This is a genomic window from Noviherbaspirillum humi, from assembly GCF_900188095.1.
In the GTDB taxonomy this organism is placed as follows: domain Bacteria; phylum Pseudomonadota; class Gammaproteobacteria; order Burkholderiales; family Burkholderiaceae_D; genus Noviherbaspirillum; species Noviherbaspirillum humi.
In genome coordinates this window covers 105,286-124,171 of the sequence record NZ_FZOT01000016.1, presented here as the reverse complement: position 1 = coordinate 124,171, position 18,886 = coordinate 105,286, and the positions used below count along the sequence as shown (strand labels likewise).

Sequence of the window (18,886 nt, the reverse complement as noted above, 5' to 3'; positions counted from 1 at the left end):
TCGCCAATGAAAAAGCCCCGCCGGTCCGTAGACGAGCGGGGCTCTTGATGACAGGGGCGCTTATGGCCTGCTAAAGCCTAAGCGTCTGCCCATCCTCATGCATGATGCGTCGCCTCAGACATTCGCCACGGCCACGGCGCGGGTGTTGAGGTAGGCATCCACCGCTTCAGGGCCGCCTTCCGAGCCGTAGCCGGAATCCTTGATGCCGCCGAACGGCAGCTCGGCCGAGGGCAGGGCGGGCATGTTGACCCACAGCATGCCGACTTCGACGCGGCGGGTCAGCAGGTCGGCGTTCTTCAGCGAGCGGGTGAAGGCATAACCGGCCAGTCCGAAGGACAGGCGGTTGGCTTCGGCGATGGCATCCTCCAGCGTGTTGAAGCTGCGGATCGCCGCCACCGGGCCGAAAGGCTCGTCGTTGAAGACCTTGGCTTCCAGCGGCACCTCGTCCAGGATGGTCGGCTGCCAGAAGTTGCCGGATTCGCCGATGCGGGCGCCGCCGGTCAGCACCTTGGCGCCGCGCTGCACCGCGTCCTCGGTGATCTCGGCCATGGCGGCGAGGCGGCGCGGATTGGCCAGCGGGCCCATCGTCGTGCCTTCGGCCAGGCCGTCGCCCACCTTCAGGCCCTGCGCATGCTTGGCCAGCGCCTGGGCGAACTCGGCGCGGATGCTTTCATGCACGAGGAAGCGGGTCGGCGCGATGCAGACCTGGCCGGCGTTGCGGAACTTGGCCGCGCCGGCGGACTTCACTGCCAGGGCGATGTCGGCATCCTCGCAGACGATCACCGGCGCGTGGCCGCCCAATTCCATGGTGACGCGCTTCATGTGCTGGCCGGCTAGGGCGGCGAGCTGCTTGCCGACCGGGGTGGAGCCGGTGAAGGTGATCTTGCGGATCACCGGATGCGGGATCAGGTAGCTGGAGATCTCGGCCGGATTGCCGTAGACCAGGCCGAGCACGCCGGGCGGAATACCGGCGTCGGCGAAGGCCTGGATCAGCGCCGCCGGGCCGGCCGGGGTTTCTTCCGGCGCCTTGACCAGCATGGAGCAGCCGGCGGCCAGCGCCGCGCCAACCTTGCGCACCACCTGGTTGATCGGGAAGTTCCACGGCGTGAAGGCGGCGACCGGGCCGACCGGGTCCTTGATCACCATTTGCCGCACGGACAGGCTGGTGCGCGACGGCACGATGCGGCCGTAGACGCGGAAGCCTTCCTCGGCGAACCATTCGATGATGTCGGCGGCGGCCATGGCCTCGCCCTTGGCTTCGGGCAGCGGCTTGCCCTGTTCCTGGGTCAGCATGCGGCCGATGTCGGCGGCGCGTTCGCGCATGAGGCCGGCGGCCTTGCGCATGATCTTGCTGCGCTCGGCCGGGGTCATGTCGCGCCAGGTCTCGAAGCCCTTCTGCGCCGCTTCCAGCGCGCGGTCGAGGTCGGCGCGGCCGGCATGGGCGACGCGCCCGATTTCCTGGCCGGTGGCGGGGTTGACGACGGCCAGCGTGCGGCCGTCAGCCGCGTCCTGCCACTGGCCATTGATGAAAAGTTGCGTGTTCGGATAGCTCATGGTGTCCTTACTTTGCCCAACGCAGTACGAGTGGATCGAGCCGTCGCGCCGCATCCAGCAAGCCTGCGCGAACCGCGGGATGCATGGGAGCGAACGGGTGGCGCGGCGCATCGCAGCCGATGACGCCGCCGGCCTTCATCAACGCCTTGGCGGTAAGTATTCCACCTTGGCGATTCTCGTAGTTTATCAGGGGCAGCCAACGCGCGTAGGCGAGCACCGCATCCTCGCGCCGGCCTTCCCGGTAGGCATCGACGATGGTGCGGATGCCGTCCGGATACGCGCCGCCGGTCATGGCGCCGGTGGCGCCGGCGTCGAGGTCGGCCAGCAGGGTGATGGCTTCCTCGCCGTCCCACGGTCCCTCGATGGCGTCGCCGCCGAGCGCGATCAGCTCGCGCAGCTTGCTGGCCGCGCCGGCGGTCTCGATCTTGAAGTAGGCGACATGCTCGATCTCCTTCGCCATGGAAGCGAGGAAGGCGGGCGACAGCGGCGTGCCGGCCACCGGCGCATCCTGGATCATGATCGGGATGTCGATGGCGTCCGAGAGGCGGGCGAAGAACTCGCGGATCAGCGGCTCGCCGACGCGGATGGTGGCGCCATGGTAGGGCGGCATCACCATCACCATGGAGGCGCCCATGTCCTGCGCGCGCCGGCTGCGCTGCGCGCAGACCTCGGTGCCGAAATGGGTGGTGGTGACGATCACCGGCACCCGGCCATCGACGTGCTGCAGGATGGTCTTCGTCAGCACTTCCCGCTCGTCGTCGGCCAGCAGGAATTGCTCCGAGAAGTTGGCCAGGATGCACAGGCCGTTGGAGCCGGCATCGATCATGAAGTCGACGCAGCGCTTCTGGCTTTCCAGGTCCAGGGTGCCGTCATCAAAGAAGGTGGTCGGCACCACCGGGAACACGCCGGTGTAGCGCCGGCTTGCGCGTGAAGTGGTCGGGCTCATTCGATGATCTCGAAGTTGTGCAGTTGATCGGTGCGCAGCGACAGGCCCAGGCCGGGCGTGTTGTCGTCCAGCTGCAGGAAGCCGTTGTCTGCTTCCGGCTCGCCGGCGAAGATGTAGTAGAACAGCTCGTTGCCGACCTCGACGTCGAAGATCGGGAAGTACTCGCTCATCGGGCAGTTCAGGCTGCTCATGGTGAGGTGGTAGTTGTGCATCTGGCCGGCATGCGGGATCACCGGCACCGAGTAGGCTTCGCACAGCGCGTTGATCTTGTGCGCCATGGTGATGCCGCCGACGCGGTTGGTGTCGTACTGCACCACCGACACCGCCTTCTTGTCGAGCAGCTGCTTGAAGCCGTACAGCGAGAACTCATGCTCGCCGCCGGAGATGGGGATGCTGGTCAGCTGGTTCAGTTCGGCGTAGCCGTCGATGTCGTCGGCGATCACCGGCTCCTCCAGCCAGCGCGGCTGGTACTTCTCCAGCTTGGGCAGGATGCGCTTGGCGTATTCCAGGTTCCAGCCCATGTAGCACTCGAGCATGAGGTCGTTGTCGTAGCCGATCACCTCGCGCACCGCTTCCACCGATTTCAGGTTCTCCGTCACGCCCTGCTGGCCATGGGCCGGGCCGTAGCCGAAGCGCATCTTGAAGGCGCGGAAGCCCTGCTTGACGAATTTCTCCGCCTCCGCCTGCATTTCCTTCAGGTCGGTGCGGTACAGCTTGCTGTAGTAGCAGGGGATCTTTTCCTTGGTGCGGCCGCCGAGCAGCTTGAACACCGGCTTGTTGGCGGCCTTGCCGAGAATGTCCCAGATGGCGATGTCGACCGCCGAGATGGCCGCCATGCCGACGCCCTTGCGGCCCCAGGCATGGGTGGCGCGGTACATGCGCTGGTTGATGTACTCGTAGTCCCAGGGGTCCTGGCCCAGCACCAGCGGCGCCAGGTACTGGTCGATGATGGCCTTGGCGATGCGCGGCGCCAGCGCCACGTTGCCGAGGCCGACGATGCCGTCGTCGGTCTCCACTTCCACCACCGTCCACTCGTGGAAGCGGAAGGTGTTCATGGTGTCGTTGCCGCCGGCATGGCGGTTGGCCTGGTTGTCGTACACCAGGTCGATGGCGTTGGAGCAGAAGTTGGCCTGGGGCGGAACGGTCGGGCCTTTCCACTGGTAGACGCGGGCGCGGATGGATTTGATTTTCATGTCGTGGTTCTTTCTGATTAATTCAGGCTTGGCGCTGGCGGCTGGCCGCGCCCATGCGGGCGGCGATGGCGAAGGCATTGGCCATAGCATTGACGTCAGCCTTGCCCTGGCCGGCGATGTCGTAGGCGGTGCCGTGGGCGGGGGTGGTGATGGGCACCGGCATGCCGCCCTGCACCGTGACGCCGCGCGAGAAGCCGAGCAGCTTGAGCGCGATCTGGCCCTGGTCGTGGTACATGGTGACGATGCCGTCGAGCGCGCCTTCGCGGGCGCGCAGGAAGATGGTGTCGGGCGAGTAGGGGCCGACCACCTGCATGCCTTGCTCGTTCAATTCGCGCACCGCCGGCTCGATCACGTCGATCTCCTCTCGGCCGCAGGTGCCGCCTTCGCCGTTGTGCGGATTCAGGCCGGCCACCGCCACCCGCGGCTGCGCCACGCCGCTGGTCTGCAGCGAACGGTAGAGCAGGGCGGCGGCATCCACCACCCGCTTCTTCGTGATGTAGCGCGGCACGTCGGCCAGCGGCACGTGGGAAGAGATGCGCGAGGTCCACAGGCCGTCGAGGGTGTTGAATTCGCAGAAGTAGCTGTCCACGCCGAGGTATTCGGCGAAATGGTGCAGCTCGTCCTCGTGGCGCAGGCCGCCCTGCTTCATCGCATGCTTGTTCAGCGGCGCGAAGCAGATGGCGTCGATCTCGCCGGCCTTGGCCGCATCCATGCAGCTGTCGAGCACCTGCAGCACCGAACGGCCGCCGGGCGCGGCGGCGGTGGCGGGCTGCACCTCGTCCGGCGACACGCTTTGCACCGGCAGGAACATCGGCACTTGTCCCTCGTCGGCGCGAGCTTCGGCGAAGCCGCCGATCTCGCGCGTCTCGACCGTCACGCCGGCCTGGCGCTGGCCCTGTTCCCACAGCCAGGCGTCGCCGACCAGCACCACCTTCGCCTGCTGCAGGGTCTGCGGCCGGGCCAGCAGCCGGGCGGCGAGTTCGGGGCCGATGCCGGACGGATCGCCGAGGGTGACGGCCACCACCGGCCGCTTGTCCATTGCTTGCGTCATGTTCAATCTCCTCTGATGCCGCGGCGCTTGATCAGCTCCGCATAGCGCGTGTTTTCCTTCTCGTGGAAGGCGATGAATTCGGCCTGGGTAATCGGCGTGATGTCGGCGCCGATCGCATCCAGGCGGTTGCGGGTTTCCGGCATGGCGAGCACCTTGTTGACCTCGTCATGCACCCGCTGCTGCACCGGCTTGGGCGTGGAGGCCGGCATGTAGATGCCGTACCAGGCGCCCATCTCCACGCCCGGCACGCCGGCTTCGGCCATGGTGGGAACGTTGGGCAGCTGCGGGTTGCGCCTGGCGCTGGTCACCGCGAGCGCCTTCACCTTGCCGCTCTTGATGTGCGGCAGCACTGACGTCATGGTGTCGAAGCTGATCTGCACCTGGCCGCCCATCAGGTCCACCAGGGCCGGGCCGCTTCCCTTGTAGGGAATGTGGACGATGGACACGCCCGCCGCTTCCCGGAACAGCTCGCCGGCGATGTGCTGGGTGCTGCCCGCGCCGCTGGAAGCGAAGTTGATCTGGTCGGGCTTGCGCTTGGCCAGCGCCACCAGTTCGCGCACATCCTTCACGCCCAGGTCGTTGTTCACCACCAGCACGTTGGGCACCGAGCCGACGAAAGCCACCGGCACCAGGTCCCTGGCATTGTCGTAGGCCAGCTTGATCAGGTAGGGGGCGATGGCGTGGGCGGTGGAGACGCCCATCACCATGGTGTGGCCGTCGGTGGACTTGGCGGTGGCATCGGCGGCGAGGGTGTTGGAAGCGCCCGGCTTGTTCTCGACCACCACCGGCACCTTCAGCAGGGGTCCGAGGCGGTCGGCCACGGCACGGGCCATGGCGTCGGTGCCGCCGCCCGGGCTGGAGCCGACCAGGATGCGCACCGATTTGCTCGGCCAGGCGGCGGTCTGGGCGGCCGCCAGCCCGGGCGCGAGCAGCGCACAGGCGATGAGGCCGAGTGTCTTTCGTTTGTTCATCAATATCTCCTCTGGTTGTTTGATTCAGACAGGTATGGTGGGCAGACCAGTTAAGGCAAATAAAGGGCGGATCACTCCGCGCCCATTTCGCGCACCGTGGTGGTGTGCACATGGTCGAGGTGGCTGGCGAAAGCGGCTTCGGCCTGCTTCGGATCGCCGCTGGCGAGCGCCTCGACGATGCGTTCATGGTCGCGCACGCTGTCGGCGATGGCGCCCTTGCGCTTGAGAGCCTGGCGGCGGTAATCCAGCGCATAGTCGTACATGTCGCTGACGAAGTCGCGCAGCAGTTCGTTGCCGCAGGCGGCGTAGACGATGGCGTGGAATTCGCGGTCGGAAATCTGGAAGGACACCGGGTCGTTCAGCATCAGGCGCTGGTCGGCCACCAGGCCGCGCAGGCGTTCCAGGTCCGCCTGGGAGATGCGCGCCGCGGCCAGCTTGACCACCTGCGCCTCGACCTGGGCGCGGGCTTCCGCCACTTCGTCGATGTCCTTGTCCTTGAGCTTGGCCAGCGCCCGCACCGACGAAGCCAGGGTCTGCTTGCCCGGGCCGACGACGCGGGTGCGGGCGCCCTGCGAAACCTCCAGCATGCCGCGCGCATGCAGCACGCCGATGGCGCCGCGCACCGTCTCGCGCGATACCTGCAGCGTGCCGGCAAGCGCGCGCTCGGAAGGCAGTTCGTCGCCGGGCTGCAGCAGGCCGGTCAGGACCATGTAGGCCAGCTTGTCGGCGATCTGGTCCTTGACGGTGCGCTTGACGATGTCGGTTTCGCCGCCGGGCAGGCGGGTGAGGAGTTCCATGCTTTTTTCCGGACCTTCTGATCTACTGGTCTGGCCAGTGTACCAGTTGAAAAGCGCCTTTGCAACCGGCGCGGCATGCCGGTCGTTGATGCCGGTCAAATGGCGCCGGCTGATCTTCCTGCTTCGCATGCCATCACGATGCGGACAGAACGGGATCGCCGGCGATCGGTCAAACCCGGGTTCAAGACTGCGACCGGCAAGGGAAAGGAAACCCATGAGCGATGCTTCCAGCAAGGACGGCAGCCAGCCGCTGAAGATCGGCCTGATCGGCCTCGGCAAGATTGCGCTGGACCAGCACCTGCCTGCCATCCATGGCAATCCCGGTCTGGCGGTGGTGGCGGCCTGCTCGCCGCGCGCCACCCATGCGACGCTGCCGGTCTATCGCTCCACCGGGGAAATGCTGCGCGCCCATCCCGAAATCGAGGCGGTGGCGATATGCACGCCGCCGCAGGTACGGCAGGCGATCGCGCGGGAGGCGATCGACGCCGGCAAGCATGTGTTCCTGGAAAAGCCGCCGGCGGCCACGCTGGGCGAGGCCGAGACGATACGGCGGCTGGCGGAGGATAAGGGCGTGTCGCTGCTGGCGAGCTGGCATTCGCGCTTTGCGCCGGGCGTGGAGCGGGCGCGCGACTGGATCGGCCAGCGCCGCCTGAAGCAGGTGCGCATCGCCTGGAAGGAGAACGTGCGCCAGTGGCATCCGGGCCAGACCTGGATCTTCGCGCCGGGCGGCATGGGCGTGTTCGATCCCGGCATCAATTCGCTTTCCATCCTGACGCGCCTGCTCGGCCCGGAAGTGGTGGTGCACAAGGCCGACCTGCACATACCCACCAATTGCGATGCGCCGATCCAGGCGCAGGTGGAGATGGTTTCCGGCCACGGCGCGCGCATCCACGCCGACTATGATTTCCTGCAGGAGAGCCAGCAGACCTGGAGCATCTTCGTCGAGGCGGAGCAGGGCGAAAACCTGGCGCTGCACATGGGCGGCACCATTCTGGAAATCGACGGCAAGGTGGTGCTGCAGGAAAAGGAAGCCGAATACCCCGGGCTGTATGCCCACTTCCTGCGCCTGGTGCGAAGCGGGTCGTCGGACGCCGACTTCTCGCCGCTGCGCATCGTCGCCGATGCCTTCCTGGTCGGCAAGCGCATCGCCGCGCCCGAGTATCACGAGTAGCCGATCGCGGCGGGGTTACTCCGCGCCGCCCAGCCGGTATTTCCGGATCTTGTCGTGCAGCGTGGTCTTGGCCACGCCGAGGGCTTCGGCGGCGCGCGCCAGGCTGCCGTTGCAGCGCGCGAGCGCATCGGCGATGAGGTCGCGCTCGAAGGCGGCTACGGTGTCCGCCAGCACCCGCGTCGGCGCCGGCGCGCGTTCGGCGAAGGGCGGAAAGCCGGCTTCGATGCCGAGCACGCAGCGGTCGGCCACGTTGCGCAGCTCGCGCACGTTGCCCGGCCAGTCGTAGGCGAGCAGGCGCGCGGTCCGGGCCGGGTCGGCTTCCGGCGCCGGACGCTGATGGCGCGCGGCGGCCTGCAGCAGGAAATGCTCGAACAGCAGCGGAATGTCCTCGCGCCGCTCGCGCAGCGGCGGCAGCGGCAGGGTGGCGACGTTCAGCCGGTAGTAAAGGTCGGCGCGGAAGCGGCCCTGGTCCGACAGCGCCTTCAGGTCGCATTTGGTCGCGGCCACCACCCGGCAATCGATCGCCACCGGCGTGTTGGAGCCGAGCCGCTCCAGGGTGCGTTCCTGCAGCACCCGCAGCAGCTTGGTCTGGAGCGGCAGCGGCATCGACTCGATCTCGTCGAGAAAAAGCGTGCCGCCGTTGGCATGCTCGATCTTGCCGATGCGGCGCCTGGCGGCGCCGGTGTAGGCGCCCGCCTCATGCCCGAAGATCTCGCTCTCGAACAGGGTGTCCGGCAGGCCGCCGCAATTGATGGCGACGAAGTTGCCGGCGCGCCGGGGCCCGGCTTCGTGCAGGCAGCGCGCCACCAGTTCCTTGCCGGTGCCGGTCTCCCCTTCGATCAGGATGTCGGCGGCGCTGTTGCCGAGGTCCGCCACGAGTTGCCGCACCCGCGCGATCGCCGCCGAGCGGCCGATCAGCCGGCCCTCGAGCTGGCCGCGGTTCTCCAGCTGGGCGCGCAGGCTGCGCACCTCCAGCGTCAGGCGCCGCTTGTCCAGCGCGCGCCGCACCACTTCCACCAGGTGCTCGGAGGAGAACGGCTTCTCGATGAAGTCGTGGGCACCCTGCTTCATCGCCTGCACCGCCAGGGTCACATCGCCATGGCCGGTGATCAGCACCACCGGCAGGTCGGCGTCGATCTGCCGCAGCGCCGCCATCAGCGCCATGCCATCCATGCCGGGCAGGCGGATATCGCTCACCACCACGCCGGGGAAGTCGCGGCCGACGCGGCTGCGCGCCGCCTCGGCGCTGTCGACGGCGAGCACCCGGATGTCTTCCAGCTGCAGCGCCTGCTCGCAGCCGAGGCGCACGTTCGGATCATCTTCGACCAGCAGTACCTGCAGCGCATCAGTCATGTTCAGTGTCCCTGGCGGCGGGCAGATCGAGTGTAAAGACCGCTCCGCCTTGTGGATGGTTGGCGCCGGACAGGTTGCCGCCGAAATCGGCGACGATGCCGGCCGAAATGGCCAGCCCGAGGCCGAGGCCCTGGCCGGCTTCCTTGGTGGTGAAGAAGGGCTCGAACAGGCGCCGGCCGGCTTCCTCGCTCAGGCCGGGGCCATGGTCCCGCACCTGCAGCAGGATGCGCCCGTGCTCGGACCGCGCGCCGATCTCCAGCGCCGGCCGCGGCAGCCCGGCCATGGCGTCGAGCGCATTGCCGGCGAGGTTGACCAGCACCTGCTCCAGCCGGTTCGGGTCGCACCAGGCCAACAGCTCCTGCGGCGGCAGATCGATGCTCACGCCGGCGCCGGACTGCTTCAGCTTCTGCTCCAGCAGGAACAGCGCATTGTCCAGCGCCCGGCGCAGCGGCACCGCCTGCGGCTGGCCGGAGGACTTGCGGGCGAAGGACTTCAGCTGCGCCGTCATGCGGCCCATGCGGTCCACCAGGTCGCCGATGCGTTCCAGGTTGCCGCTGGCGGTGTCGTGGTTGCCGCGCGCCAGAAACTTGCGGGCATTGCCCGACAGGGTGCGCAGCGCCGCCAGCGGCTGGTTGAGTTCATGGGCGACGCCGGCGGCAAGCTGGCCGATGACCGCCAGCTTGCCGGCCTGCACCAGCTCATCCTGGGCGGCGCGCAGCGTGCGCTCGGCCTGCGTGCGCTCCGCCACTTCCCGCTGCAGCCGCCGGTTGGCGGCGGACAGATCGGCGGTGCGTTCGGCCACCTTGCGCTCCAGCTCGTCGTGCGCGCGCTGCAGCGCCGCCTGCGCCGCGAGGCGGTCGCTCAGGTGTCGCCGCCTCTGGTTCAGCAGCAGCATGAGAATGAACAGGAAGGCGGCGCCGACGCCGGCAATCGCCGCCCGGCTGATGGCGTCGCCCCGCACCTGATCCTGCGAGGAGAACACCGTGAGATGCCAGGACGTGCCGGCCAGCGCCTGGGTCTGGGCGACGAAGGTGCCGGCCACCGGGAACATCGCCACCGTCTTCGGCTCCACCGCTGGCATCCGCACCAGTCGCGCGCCATGCTGGAGGTCGGCCAGTTCGGTCACGCCGAGCGGATGCAGCGCCTGCCGGTTGTATTGCTGGGTGCGGTCGAAGGCGCTGCGGGTGGCTTCATCCAGCGGCTTGATGGTGGTGAATTTCCAGCTCGGCACCGAGGCCAGGATCACCACGCCATTCTCGTCCGCCACCAGCGCCGGCGCTTCCACCGGGCCCCAGGATTTCTCCAGCTGCTTCAATCCGACCTTCACCACCGCCACGCCGAGCGTGCCATGCTCGTCGGACAGCGCCGAGGACAGGTAGTAGCCCGGTTCGCCGCGGGTGGTGCCGATGCCGAAGAAGCGACCGCTGCCGCCATCCATGGCTTGCCGGAAATAAGGACGGAAGGCGAGTTCCTCGCCGAGGAAACTGTCGGCGCGGCGCCAGTTGCTGGTGGCGACCACCCGGCCGGCGCGGTCGAGGATGTAGATCGACAGGCTGCCGGCGCGCTCGTTGAGCTGCTCCAGATAAAGGCTGACCTGTTCGCCGCGCTCCGGCGTCGGCGCGGAAAGCAGCTGCAGCACGTCCCGCTCCAAGCCCAGGGTGGTGGGGAAATAGGCGTACTTGTCGATTTCGCGTTCGAGGCTGGCGGCGTACAGGTCCAGCCGGTGGCGGCCGGTCGCCTGCAGTTCGGCCATGCCGACGGCGAGGCTGTAGCGGAAGGCGAGCAGGCCGGCTCCGCCCGCCAGCGCCGCGAAGCCCAGCACCAGCAGGATCAGGCGCGGCAGTTGACGGTGTTGAAACATGCAGGATGGGTCCATTCGGAATGCCGAATTATGCCGCGCTCCGGCCATTGATGCCCGCCCCAGGGTGACCGCGCGTGGATTTGCCAAGGCGGTCCGGTAACACGGACCGGCGTGGCGGCCGGCGTCGTGAAGCGGGAAACCGCAAACCGGCTCAGCCGGCCAGCATGACGCGCTGCCAGAACAGCAGCAGCGCTGCTGCCGCCGCAGCCCACGCCAGCGAAGCGGCCGCCAGCGTCGCGGCGAGCGTCAGGCGGGTACTCAGTGCGTAGACCGCCAGCAGATAGGCGGCGTAGGGCAGGAGAGCGCCCAGCCCGAACAGCGCGGTGGCGCGCAGTTCGGCCGGTCCGCGTTCGCTGCCGACGATCGCATGGGCGATCAGGGCGAAGGTCGGAAACAGCGGAACCAGCCCGGCGAGGTAATAGCTGCGGCTGCTCGACAGAAGCGCGATGAGCAGCACCGCAAGCGCGCCGAGCAGGCTTCAGAGCCTGATCAGTATCTATTTGGCATGTGCGTTCAAGCAGGAAGGTATGCAGTGCAAGGGCGAAGCAGGGGTTTCGAGCGGCATGCCGCTTGCCTGCGGAGCGGTACCGGCTTATCAGCCGGTACGCGCCCTGCAAGGGCGGCGCGCCGCAACGCCGCAATGCGCCCTTCCTGCTTGAACCCTTCGGGCAGCCACGGGAACCGGCCGCCTGCGTCGTTGCGGCTCCTTGCCGTAGCACCGGCTACGTCGCGTCGCCGCGCCTAGCATTCGACCGGTTCCCGTGGCTGCGCACATGTCAAATAGATACTGATCAGGCTCTCAGCGCCAGGCCGAACATGGCCGACTCGCCCCGATCAGGCCGGCCGCGCCGACTGCCTTTCCTCCGGCAGCGGCAGCACGTCCTCCGATTCGGCCAGTTCCGGGCTGACCGGATCGATCGCGTTTTCCCACTTGGCGACGACGGCGGTGGCAATCGCGTTGCCCAGCACGTTGGTGACGGTGCGGCCCATGTCCAGGAAGTGATCCACGCCCATCACCAGCAGCAGGCCGGCCTCCGGCAGGCCGAACATCGGCAGCACCGCGGCCACCACCACCAGCGAGGCGCGCGGCACGCCGGCGATGCCCTTGGACGACACCATCAGCACCAGCAGCATGGTGATCTGCTGTCCGAGCGTCAGCGGGATGTTGTAGGCCTGGGAGATGAACAGCGCGGCGAAGGCGGTGTACATCATGGAGCCGTCGAGGTTGAAGGAATAGCCGAGCGGCAGGATGAAGCCGGTGATGCGGTCCTTGATGCCGAACTTCTCCAGCTGCTCCATCAGCTTGGGATAAGCGGATTCGCTGCTGGCGGTGGAGAAGCCGAGCAGCATCGGACCGCGGATCAAATGGATCAATCGGAACACTTCCTTGCCCAGCACCAGATAGCCGGCAAAGATCAGCACCAGCCACAGCGCCGCCAGGGCGGCGAAGAAGCTCCCCATGTACTTGCCGTACACCAGCAGGATGCCGAGGCCCTGGGTGGTGATCACCGACGCCACCGCGGCGAACACGCCGATCGGCGCGAAGCGCATCACATAGTCGGTGACCTGCAGCATCACGTGGGCGATGTCCTCGATGGTGCGCACCAGGCTCCTGGCGGTGCTGTCGCGCAGCTTGCTCAGCGCCACGCCGAAGAACAGCGCGAAGATGAGGATCTGCAGCACTTCATTGTTGGCCATGGATTCGAAGATGCTCTTCGGGAACACATGGGCGACGAAGTCCTTCAGGTTCAGCGCCGCCGTCTTCAGGTTGGTCGCGGTGCCCGCCGCCGGCAGCGGCACGTTGACCGCATCGCCCGGGCGCAGCAGGTTTGCCATCACCAGGCCGATCAGCAGGGAACAGAGCGAGGCGGAGATGAACCAGCCGAGGGCCTTGGCGCCGATGCGGCCGACCACCTTCGCGTCACCCATGCCGGCCAGGCCGGCCACCAGGGTGGTCAGCACCAGCGGCGCGATGATCATCTTGATCAGGCGGAGGAAGATGTCGGTGACGAGCGAGAAATAGCTGGCGATTTCCTTGGCCGCTTCGGGCGTGGGCGCGATGCTGTTGCAGAAATAGCCGACGGCGATGCCGGCCGCCAGGGCGATGCCGATCCAGACGGTGAGCTGGTTGCGTTTCATGGAAGAAGTCCTTTGCCGCTAATGCGTGACGAAGTCGATCAGAGAGCAGGAAACGCCAGGCTGCTGCAAGCCCGCTGCGGATCTGCCGAATCGTCTTCCATTTGCATGCTTCATGCCACCTGATGCACTGGCGGGCGCCGAAGCTAAGTGGTTGATAGTTCTAGCATTGAACTCGCGTCGGGCGAGGCGGTGCGTCGGCTTTCCGAATGGAGGAAGGAAAAACGTACGGAAAACCGAATGCGCCGGGCGGTACGGAGTGTGGACTAACGCATGCCTGTCGCATGCGTGGGCTCTCAGGCGCTGGAAGTGATGCGGTAATCAGGCGGCCGGTTCGACGAGATAGGGTTCCACCTTGTCCTGCTCCGCCGGATCGTTGCGCGCCACCACGGCGCGCGCCGGCTCCGTGGCGCTGAGGTTGATCGCCTCGTGCGGCACGCCCGGCGGCACGAAGAGGAAGTCGCCAGCCTCGCTGACGATCTCGTGCTCCAGCGATTCGCCCCAGCGGGTGCAGACCCTGCCTTCGAGCACGTAGATGCCGGTTTCGTAGCCGATGTGGCGATGCGGCGCCGCCCGCGCACCCGGCGGAATCACGACGAGATGCATCGACAGGCCGAGAGAGCCAACGGTGCTGCCGGAGATGCCGATGAAATACGGCAGGCGCTGGCGCGTCATCACTTCGGCCTCGGGACGCACGGCCTGCAAGCCGGGCTGGCGATTTTCCATGGCAACTCCTTTCCGAGATGGGGCGGCAACGCCATGCCGAAAATTTACCAGCTTCCGTCACAACTGAGCGCCGGTGACCATTTCATAGCCCTTGCTGAACCAGCGGTTGGTGAGCGTCATCATGCGTTCGTACAAGGGCAGCCGCACCCGACGCGCCGGCGCCGTGTTGACGGTGGCATGGTCCCATTCATCAAGATGCACCAGCAGATCGGGATAGTTCAGCCCCGCATTCATCGCGTACAGCAGCGACGCCCAGAAGCGCGGGTTCAGTTCCAGCAGCTGGTAGTGGTCGCGCTGCGGATCGTAGCGGGTATCGATGTGGCCGACGCCGGAGTAGTCGGTGGCCGCGACGAAGGCGGCGAGGTAATCCCGCAGGCGCGGGTCCTCGAAGAACACCCGCTCGCCGTCGACCTTGTGATGGAACAGCGAATAGGCCACCAGCCGGCCATGGTTGGCGAGGAACGAGGCGCCTACATCCCAGCCGGGAATGTAGCGCTGCGCGATCAGCGGGAAGTCCGACTTCAGCCGCTGATGCCGAAGGGTTTCCGCCAGCGCCTCCCGCGATTGATGCAGCTCGAAGCCGACGCTGGCCCACTTGTCCAGCGGCTTGGTAATGATCGGAAAGGGAAGCCGCGTGGCCAGCAGCTGCTGCTCCGATTCGATGCGTTCGCTTTCCGGATACGGCAGGCCCAGCCGTTCCAGGAAGCGGGTGAAGGTCCACTTGTCGTTCATCTCGCTGATGACGCCGGCGCTCGGCACCGGCACGCAGGGAAGGCGCGAGTCCTGCGGCCGGCGCGCCAGCAGCAGCGCGGAATCATAGTCGGCCGGCACCACGATGTCGATGCTGCGCGTTTCGCAGATCCTTTCGACCAGGCCGAGCGCCGACAGGTCCAGCATGCCGTCGGTCTTGCGGATGTTGTTCCACATGATGTATCCGCTGCAGTCGCTGCTCATGCGCATCGGCGACAGGCCATGCCATGCAAGGATGGTCGGCGAGCCGCCGGCCCGCTTCAGGCACCGCGCCACCGGCCAGATCAGCGACGGCACCACGCCGACCACCAGGACCGATGGATAAACTTTTCTTGTCATTTCTGCTTGTCCCCTCATTGATTGCGGCCGCGCCTCCGGGCATCGATCAGCCTGCGCAGGCGGGCAGCATGCCGCCCGAATTCGCTGCTCCGCCCTGACATTCGAGCGCTTGCCGTGGCTGCGAAATCCTTGTTTGAATCCATGACACGCCCTCTAGGAGGCGGCTTCCGCCGATAAAGTTCGTGCATGCATGCGCCCGTCCTCCATGGCCTCATGCCAGGGCCCGCCGTGTCCGCCGCGCCGCACTCATGAGCAGCTTCGCCCAGTGCGATCCGTTTCGTTCGCCGCTCTTGAGCAGCGTGGCCAATCGATGGTAGGTCGAGGAGAGCGCGCCCTGAAAGGCGGTCCTGCCTACCACCAGGCCGTCGAGCATGAACGCGGGCCAGGAGCGGTAGAGAACCAGGCGATAGATATCCCGATTGACGGCGCCGAACTGGAACTTGTATTCCTGGCTGCCCCAGCCCAGGTGCACCCGCTTCGCGCCCTGCCGGATGCATTCGCAGATCGTCAGGAAGAAGACCACCGAGCCGAGGCTGAATTCATCGTAAGCCGCTTCATGCGCTATCGAGCGGAAGCAGAAGGTCTCGCCGAGGTGGTAGGCGATCTGGCCGCCGCACAGCTCGCCGCGTATGGTGGCAATGCAAACGAAGCCGCAGGCCTTGACCATCTCGCCGATGCGCCGGGTTTCCCGCGCATCGATATTCGGCGCCTTGCCCAGTCTCGATAGACGCGCCTCGCTGATCCTGATGAGCGAGCGGATGTCCTCCTCGCGGACTTGCGATCCGCCCAGGAAGCGGTAGTCGAAGTCGGGAAAGGTGCGCTTGAGCTTGCTGATGCGGCGCTTGATGTTGTGCCGGGTGCTTTTGCCGAGGCTGGCGACATAGCGCTCGACGCTCTCCGGCAGCGGCAGGACCATGTCTTGCGCGCAGTGGGCGCGCAGAACGGGACGGGCTGGCTTTTTTCCGCCGTCCGGCTCAACCGCGTTGAAGGTCAGGGAAATCGCTTCGGGATAGCGTTCAAACGCCCAGTCGGCGAAGCGGTCGATGTAACGGGTTTCCACCCGCATGCCTTCGTTGAGGATGCGTATGCGCTGCTGCCGGGCTTCGAAGAGGAAGATCGCGACCGGGATGCCATTTCTCTTTAGCACATAGGCGTTCGCCTCGGCCAGGCGGCGATGGATGCGCAGGTGGTGAAGCGAACAGAATCGTGATCCGTACAACCGGTCCAGCTCCGGTCCGATGAAATCCGGCAGATCGCCTTCGTAATGCGAAACAACATACTCGTCAGACACATGCACACCTGATGCAGAAGACTGCTGCCTTGTCGTGGAAAGAAAACATGCTTGCCAAATGAGTCTATTGAGGTGCCGTCCGCGGGCGCCTGATGTATCGCAAAGGCAGCATGGTCAAGCAGGGAAATGTGGTGTCGATGCCAAAGGGTCGGAGGATATGTGAATAGAGAGTAATGCCGTGCTGCATGACAGTTGCAGGAGGCGCTTCCGGCGAGTGAAACAATTCGACATAGGGCGGAAATACGCCGCTTACATCGCATGCGTATGATGCTGCCGTGTTCAACAGGAAAAGCAGCCATGTCTCAAGCCACTCGCGCCATTCAAACCAGCAAGCCCGCCCGCTTCATCGATCAGATCCTGCCGCGCTATGCGACCCAGGCCACCGCCGCGCTGTTCGTGGTGGTCGCCGTCACCGGCGTGATGATGTTCTTCAAGTTCTACAAGGGCGAAGTGGAGGGGGTGCATGAGTGGCTGGGGCTGGGCTTTGCCGCCGTGGTCGCACTGCACCTGGTGCGCAACCGGCGTTCCTTCGCCCAGATGCTGAAGCAGGGACGCATGCGGGTGCTGTTCCTGCTCGCGCTTGCCGGCAGCGCCGGCTTCATCCTGCTTTCGCCGCCGAAGCAGCCGAACCCGACGCGGCAGGCGACCCAGCGCATGCTGTCGGCGCCACTGGCGAACGTGTCGCCGGTGCTGGGCATGTCCGCGGAGCAGGCGGTGGATGAGCTGCAGCGTGCCGGCGTCGGCGATGCGACGCCGGACGCCTCGCTGAACAAGCTGGCGCGGGCGCACGGCAAGGAGCCGGCGGCGCTGCTTAGCGAGCTGATGGCTGCGCCGGCGAGGCAGTAGGCACGGCGATCGCGGTGTTACATCGTGTGCAGGCAGATCAGCAAGTCGTCGCCAACCTCGATTGATAAGCTCGCCCAATGCGCGCCGATCTGTACTGGAATGAACTGCAAACCCCGCCTGTTCATGGTTTGGCGGTGGCGATTGCGAACAGGCAGAGAAGAAGAAAATCAAAACCAAGGATAGATGGCGCATGGCTGATTTCTTTCGCGGTGCATCAGTTTTTACTTCAAGCCTGCGATGCTACCGATCTAACGCGCGTAGAAGATGGTCATTTTTTCCTCGCTAGCATTTCAGCGCGCCAAGCGAAGAACCGGAATTGCGCTTTACAATGGACCGTGCGTGCAACGCCGTCACCAGACAAATAGCGTCGGCGTGCCGTTTCTTTCGAATGAATGTAAGGCCCCGGCCAAACCACTTTATGAGGCGGTGGACGGTTCGGCAACCATGATGCCCGTGATCGATTCGGACGGAGCGCCATGCAAACGAAGACAGCAGCCAAGAAAGTAACAAGGCGCCAGCACAGCAATGCGTCGAAGGCAGAGGTGGTTGCTGCCTGCCGGCAGCCGGGCGCAACCATTGCCAGCTCGGCGCGGCAGCACGACATCAATCCCAGTCTTGTGCGCTGTTGGCTGCAGGAGTGGCTGCGGTGGTCCGGATTGACGCTATCTGGCTGGTGACAGAATCACTGGACATGCGCGCCGGTTGATGAAGATTCGCACCTCTTTCAAACCTCGTAACCCCGCCTTTTGGCAAGGTCTTCCTGTCAGATCCTGTCGGAACTACTACAGCTAAGCGCTTACTAGGACATGTCACCCGGAGGAGGGGTTAGTTGGCTGCGTTCAAAGCCTCAATAAACGCTTTGTAGTCCTCTTGCGCACCAACTGCATGCTTCAGAAACGCGCGTATCGCAGCCGCCTGCCTATTTATCGAATCAGTCGTGGAGTTTCCCGGTCCGACAACCCAGACCGCGAGCGCCCTCTGACCGATAGGCATTGCAACGCTACACAGACCTCGAGCATCTGGACCGCAATCTACGCTTGGATCATCCCTTTTAAAGTTCATTCTTTGCACCGCTACGTTGACAGATTCCCTCTGTCCCGTAATGAAACCCAAACTGTGCCCTGCGAGCGCACTTGCCTCAATGAGGGTGAAGCCGCGAAGGTTGTCTTTGAAGTGGTTTTGATCTGCACACTGCCGCCTCGCCCAACTCTGGGTTAACTTACCGCATAGATGCGGAATCTCGAACCACCTGTCGAGCTTCGTATTTTTAAAACTGCTGTAGCCCTCTAACTCTATCGCAATGCGCGACACGGAGATTGGCGACCTTTGCGTGCTTGAAATTGCTGCGAGATCCCTCAACGGGATAGCGCAAAGCCTCGCAGGCCCCTCCCCCCCGCATAGCCTCTCTACGCGGGAAAACCCTGCCCGTGTCACTGCCACCAATGGGAAGTGATAGGAGTGCCCTCCAAGTTCTACCGCAACCACTTTTGCAAGAGTTTCTACAGGCGGTCGGAAACTCTTTCCGCTGTCGTGTAAGCCGTCTGGGCTACAGGCGATTAGGAGCAAGGTGGCTAGCGTAGCGATAATTACCTTCATTCTCATTGCATCTCTACTTCAAACAGGGTAAGAAATGGGTCTACTGATCTTACCTTGATCTCACCTACATTAGATATTTGTTACTTTATGACTGTAGCCAGGCTGGGGTTGACTGCATAATGCCGTGCCGGCAATGGTGGCGTTCGGTTGCCGGTAGGTAGCATCTGCTTCCGCCATCAATCCATCAATGTGGCGGCGCCGATTCGTTGCTTTCGTTACGGTCTTCGTATCCATGGTGCTCCTTTCAATCCGATCACGGCCATCATGGTTATCCAACGCCTACCGCTGTGCAAGGTGGTTTGGGC

18 protein-coding genes are annotated in these 18,886 nt (G+C 65.3%); 4 read left to right on the top strand and 14 right to left on the bottom strand.

The features are described from left to right. Positions 1 to 114: 114 nt before the first annotated feature. The 6 genes from CHB88_RS19355 to CHB88_RS24790 form a co-directional block, all read right to left on the bottom strand. Complete coding sequence (locus CHB88_RS19355) at positions 115 to 1,554, bottom strand: NAD-dependent succinate-semialdehyde dehydrogenase (RefSeq protein ID WP_089400980.1); 1,440 nt, start codon at positions 1,552 to 1,554, stop codon at positions 115 to 117. A gap of 7 nt (positions 1,555 to 1,561) precedes the next feature. After that, a complete protein-coding gene (locus tag CHB88_RS19350; protein WP_089400979.1) occupies positions 1,562 to 2,500 on the bottom strand; it encodes a dihydrodipicolinate synthase family protein in 939 nt (312 codons plus the stop codon). Continuing rightward, positions 2,497 to 3,693, bottom strand: coding sequence for an L-rhamnonate dehydratase (locus CHB88_RS19345; RefSeq protein WP_089400978.1), 1,197 nt, complete (start codon positions 3,691 to 3,693; stop codon positions 2,497 to 2,499). Before CHB88_RS19345 ends, CHB88_RS19350 begins: the two co-directional genes overlap by 4 nt. A gap of 22 nt (positions 3,694 to 3,715) precedes the next feature. Then, entirely contained in the window at positions 3,716 to 4,744 is a 1,029-nt protein-coding gene (locus tag CHB88_RS19340; RefSeq protein ID WP_089400977.1) for a 4-hydroxythreonine-4-phosphate dehydrogenase PdxA, read from the bottom strand. 2 nt (positions 4,745 to 4,746) lie between these two features. Then, positions 4,747 to 5,715: a Bug family tripartite tricarboxylate transporter substrate binding protein gene (locus CHB88_RS19335; RefSeq protein WP_089400976.1), complete on the bottom strand. Its 969-nt coding sequence runs from the start codon at positions 5,713 to 5,715 to the stop codon at positions 4,747 to 4,749. Between the two features lie 71 nt (positions 5,716 to 5,786). After that, positions 5,787 to 6,512, bottom strand: a complete 726-nt coding sequence (locus tag CHB88_RS24790) for a FadR/GntR family transcriptional regulator (RefSeq protein ID WP_176442561.1) — start codon at positions 6,510 to 6,512, stop codon at positions 5,787 to 5,789. Positions 6,513 to 6,726: 214 nt separating this feature from the next. On the opposite strand from CHB88_RS24790, the gene CHB88_RS19325 reads away from it, so the two are divergent. After that, a complete protein-coding gene (locus CHB88_RS19325; RefSeq protein WP_089400975.1) occupies positions 6,727 to 7,683 on the top strand; it encodes a Gfo/Idh/MocA family protein in 957 nt (318 codons plus the stop codon). Positions 7,684 to 7,698: 15 nt separating this feature from the next. Here the strand turns inward: CHB88_RS19325 and CHB88_RS19320 are convergent, their stop codons facing one another. The 7 genes from CHB88_RS19320 to CHB88_RS19290 all read right to left on the bottom strand — a co-directional run bounded on the left by CHB88_RS19320 (position 7,699) and on the right by CHB88_RS19290 (position 16,139). Further along, positions 7,699 to 9,036 carry a sigma-54-dependent transcriptional regulator gene (locus CHB88_RS19320; protein WP_089400974.1) on the bottom strand — a complete coding sequence of 446 codons (1,338 nt, stop codon included), beginning with the start codon at positions 9,034 to 9,036 and terminating at the stop codon, positions 7,699 to 7,701. After that, positions 9,029 to 10,897, bottom strand: coding sequence for a sensor histidine kinase (locus CHB88_RS19315; protein WP_089401004.1), 1,869 nt, complete (start codon positions 10,895 to 10,897; stop codon positions 9,029 to 9,031). The genes CHB88_RS19320 and CHB88_RS19315 overlap by 8 nt, the downstream gene beginning before the upstream one ends. Positions 10,898 to 11,048: 151 nt before the next feature. After that, a complete protein-coding gene (locus tag CHB88_RS19310; protein WP_089400973.1) occupies positions 11,049 to 11,372 on the bottom strand; it encodes a GlpM family protein in 324 nt (107 codons plus the stop codon). 359 nt (positions 11,373 to 11,731) lie between these two features. Beyond that, positions 11,732 to 13,036 (bottom strand): dicarboxylate/amino acid:cation symporter, encoded by a 1,305-nt coding sequence (locus CHB88_RS19305; RefSeq protein ID WP_089400972.1) that lies wholly within the window; start codon positions 13,034 to 13,036, stop codon positions 11,732 to 11,734. 318 nt (positions 13,037 to 13,354) lie between these two features. Next, positions 13,355 to 13,759 carry a cupin domain-containing protein gene (locus CHB88_RS19300; RefSeq protein ID WP_089400971.1) on the bottom strand — a complete coding sequence of 135 codons (405 nt, stop codon included), beginning with the start codon at positions 13,757 to 13,759 and terminating at the stop codon, positions 13,355 to 13,357. Positions 13,760 to 13,816: 57 nt separating this feature from the next. Beyond that, entirely contained in the window at positions 13,817 to 14,848 is a 1,032-nt protein-coding gene (locus CHB88_RS19295; protein ID WP_143131374.1) for an ATP-grasp domain-containing protein, read from the bottom strand. A gap of 211 nt (positions 14,849 to 15,059) precedes the next feature. After that, positions 15,060 to 16,139, bottom strand: coding sequence for a GNAT family N-acetyltransferase (locus tag CHB88_RS19290; protein WP_143131373.1), 1,080 nt, complete (start codon positions 16,137 to 16,139; stop codon positions 15,060 to 15,062). A 297-nt stretch (positions 16,140 to 16,436) separates the two neighbouring features. Between CHB88_RS19290 and CHB88_RS19285 the strand changes: the two genes are divergently transcribed. From CHB88_RS19285 to CHB88_RS26030, 3 genes are all read left to right on the top strand, one after another. Then, entirely contained in the window at positions 16,437 to 16,985 is a 549-nt protein-coding gene (locus CHB88_RS19285) for a DUF4405 domain-containing protein (protein ID WP_176442560.1), read from the top strand. A 77-nt stretch (positions 16,986 to 17,062) separates the two neighbouring features. Further along, entirely contained in the window at positions 17,063 to 17,350 is a 288-nt protein-coding gene (locus tag CHB88_RS24785; protein WP_143131372.1) for a hypothetical protein, read from the top strand. A gap of 111 nt (positions 17,351 to 17,461) precedes the next feature. Beyond that, on the top strand, positions 17,462 to 17,662 hold the full coding sequence (locus CHB88_RS26030) for a transposase (RefSeq protein ID WP_089400967.1): 201 nt from the start codon (positions 17,462 to 17,464) through the stop codon (positions 17,660 to 17,662). A 988-nt stretch (positions 17,663 to 18,650) separates the two neighbouring features. Here CHB88_RS26030 and CHB88_RS25255 read toward each other — a convergent pair. Next, on the bottom strand, positions 18,651 to 18,815 hold the full coding sequence (locus tag CHB88_RS25255) for a hypothetical protein (RefSeq protein ID WP_176442559.1): 165 nt from the start codon (positions 18,813 to 18,815) through the stop codon (positions 18,651 to 18,653). Positions 18,816 to 18,886 lie beyond the last annotated feature (71 nt).

What these genes read in the sequence shown, in the direction of transcription:
- CHB88_RS19335 (WP_089400976.1), bottom strand. Translation starts at nt 5,715, where the DNA reads ATGAACAAACGAAAGACACTCGGCCTCATCGCCTGTGCGCTGCTCGCG.
- CHB88_RS24785 (WP_143131372.1), top strand. Translation starts at nt 17,063, where the DNA reads ATGCGCGCCGATCTGTACTGGAATGAACTGCAAACCCCGCCTGTTCAT.
- CHB88_RS19295 (WP_143131374.1), bottom strand. Translation starts at nt 14,848, where the DNA reads ATGACAAGAAAAGTTTATCCATCGGTCCTGGTGGTCGGCGTGGTGCCG.
- CHB88_RS19300 (WP_089400971.1), bottom strand. Translation starts at nt 13,759, where the DNA reads ATGGAAAATCGCCAGCCCGGCTTGCAGGCCGTGCGTCCCGAGGCCGAA.
- CHB88_RS19285 (WP_176442560.1), top strand. Translation starts at nt 16,437, where the DNA reads ATGTCTCAAGCCACTCGCGCCATTCAAACCAGCAAGCCCGCCCGCTTC.
- CHB88_RS19350 (WP_089400979.1), bottom strand. Translation starts at nt 2,500, where the DNA reads ATGAGCCCGACCACTTCACGCGCAAGCCGGCGCTACACCGGCGTGTTC.
- CHB88_RS19355 (WP_089400980.1), bottom strand. Translation starts at nt 1,554, where the DNA reads ATGAGCTATCCGAACACGCAACTTTTCATCAATGGCCAGTGGCAGGAC.
- CHB88_RS24790 (WP_176442561.1), bottom strand. Translation starts at nt 6,512, where the DNA reads ATGGAACTCCTCACCCGCCTGCCCGGCGGCGAAACCGACATCGTCAAG.
- CHB88_RS19345 (WP_089400978.1), bottom strand. Translation starts at nt 3,693, where the DNA reads ATGAAAATCAAATCCATCCGCGCCCGCGTCTACCAGTGGAAAGGCCCG.
- CHB88_RS19325 (WP_089400975.1), top strand. Translation starts at nt 6,727, where the DNA reads ATGAGCGATGCTTCCAGCAAGGACGGCAGCCAGCCGCTGAAGATCGGC.
- CHB88_RS25255 (WP_176442559.1), bottom strand. Translation starts at nt 18,815, where the DNA reads ATGGATACGAAGACCGTAACGAAAGCAACGAATCGGCGCCGCCACATT.
- CHB88_RS19340 (WP_089400977.1), bottom strand. Translation starts at nt 4,744, where the DNA reads ATGACGCAAGCAATGGACAAGCGGCCGGTGGTGGCCGTCACCCTCGGC.
- CHB88_RS26030 (WP_089400967.1), top strand. Translation starts at nt 17,462, where the DNA reads ATGCAAACGAAGACAGCAGCCAAGAAAGTAACAAGGCGCCAGCACAGC.
- CHB88_RS19305 (WP_089400972.1), bottom strand. Translation starts at nt 13,036, where the DNA reads ATGAAACGCAACCAGCTCACCGTCTGGATCGGCATCGCCCTGGCGGCC.
- CHB88_RS19320 (WP_089400974.1), bottom strand. Translation starts at nt 9,036, where the DNA reads ATGACTGATGCGCTGCAGGTACTGCTGGTCGAAGATGATCCGAACGTG.
- CHB88_RS19315 (WP_089401004.1), bottom strand. Translation starts at nt 10,897, where the DNA reads ATGTTTCAACACCGTCAACTGCCGCGCCTGATCCTGCTGGTGCTGGGC.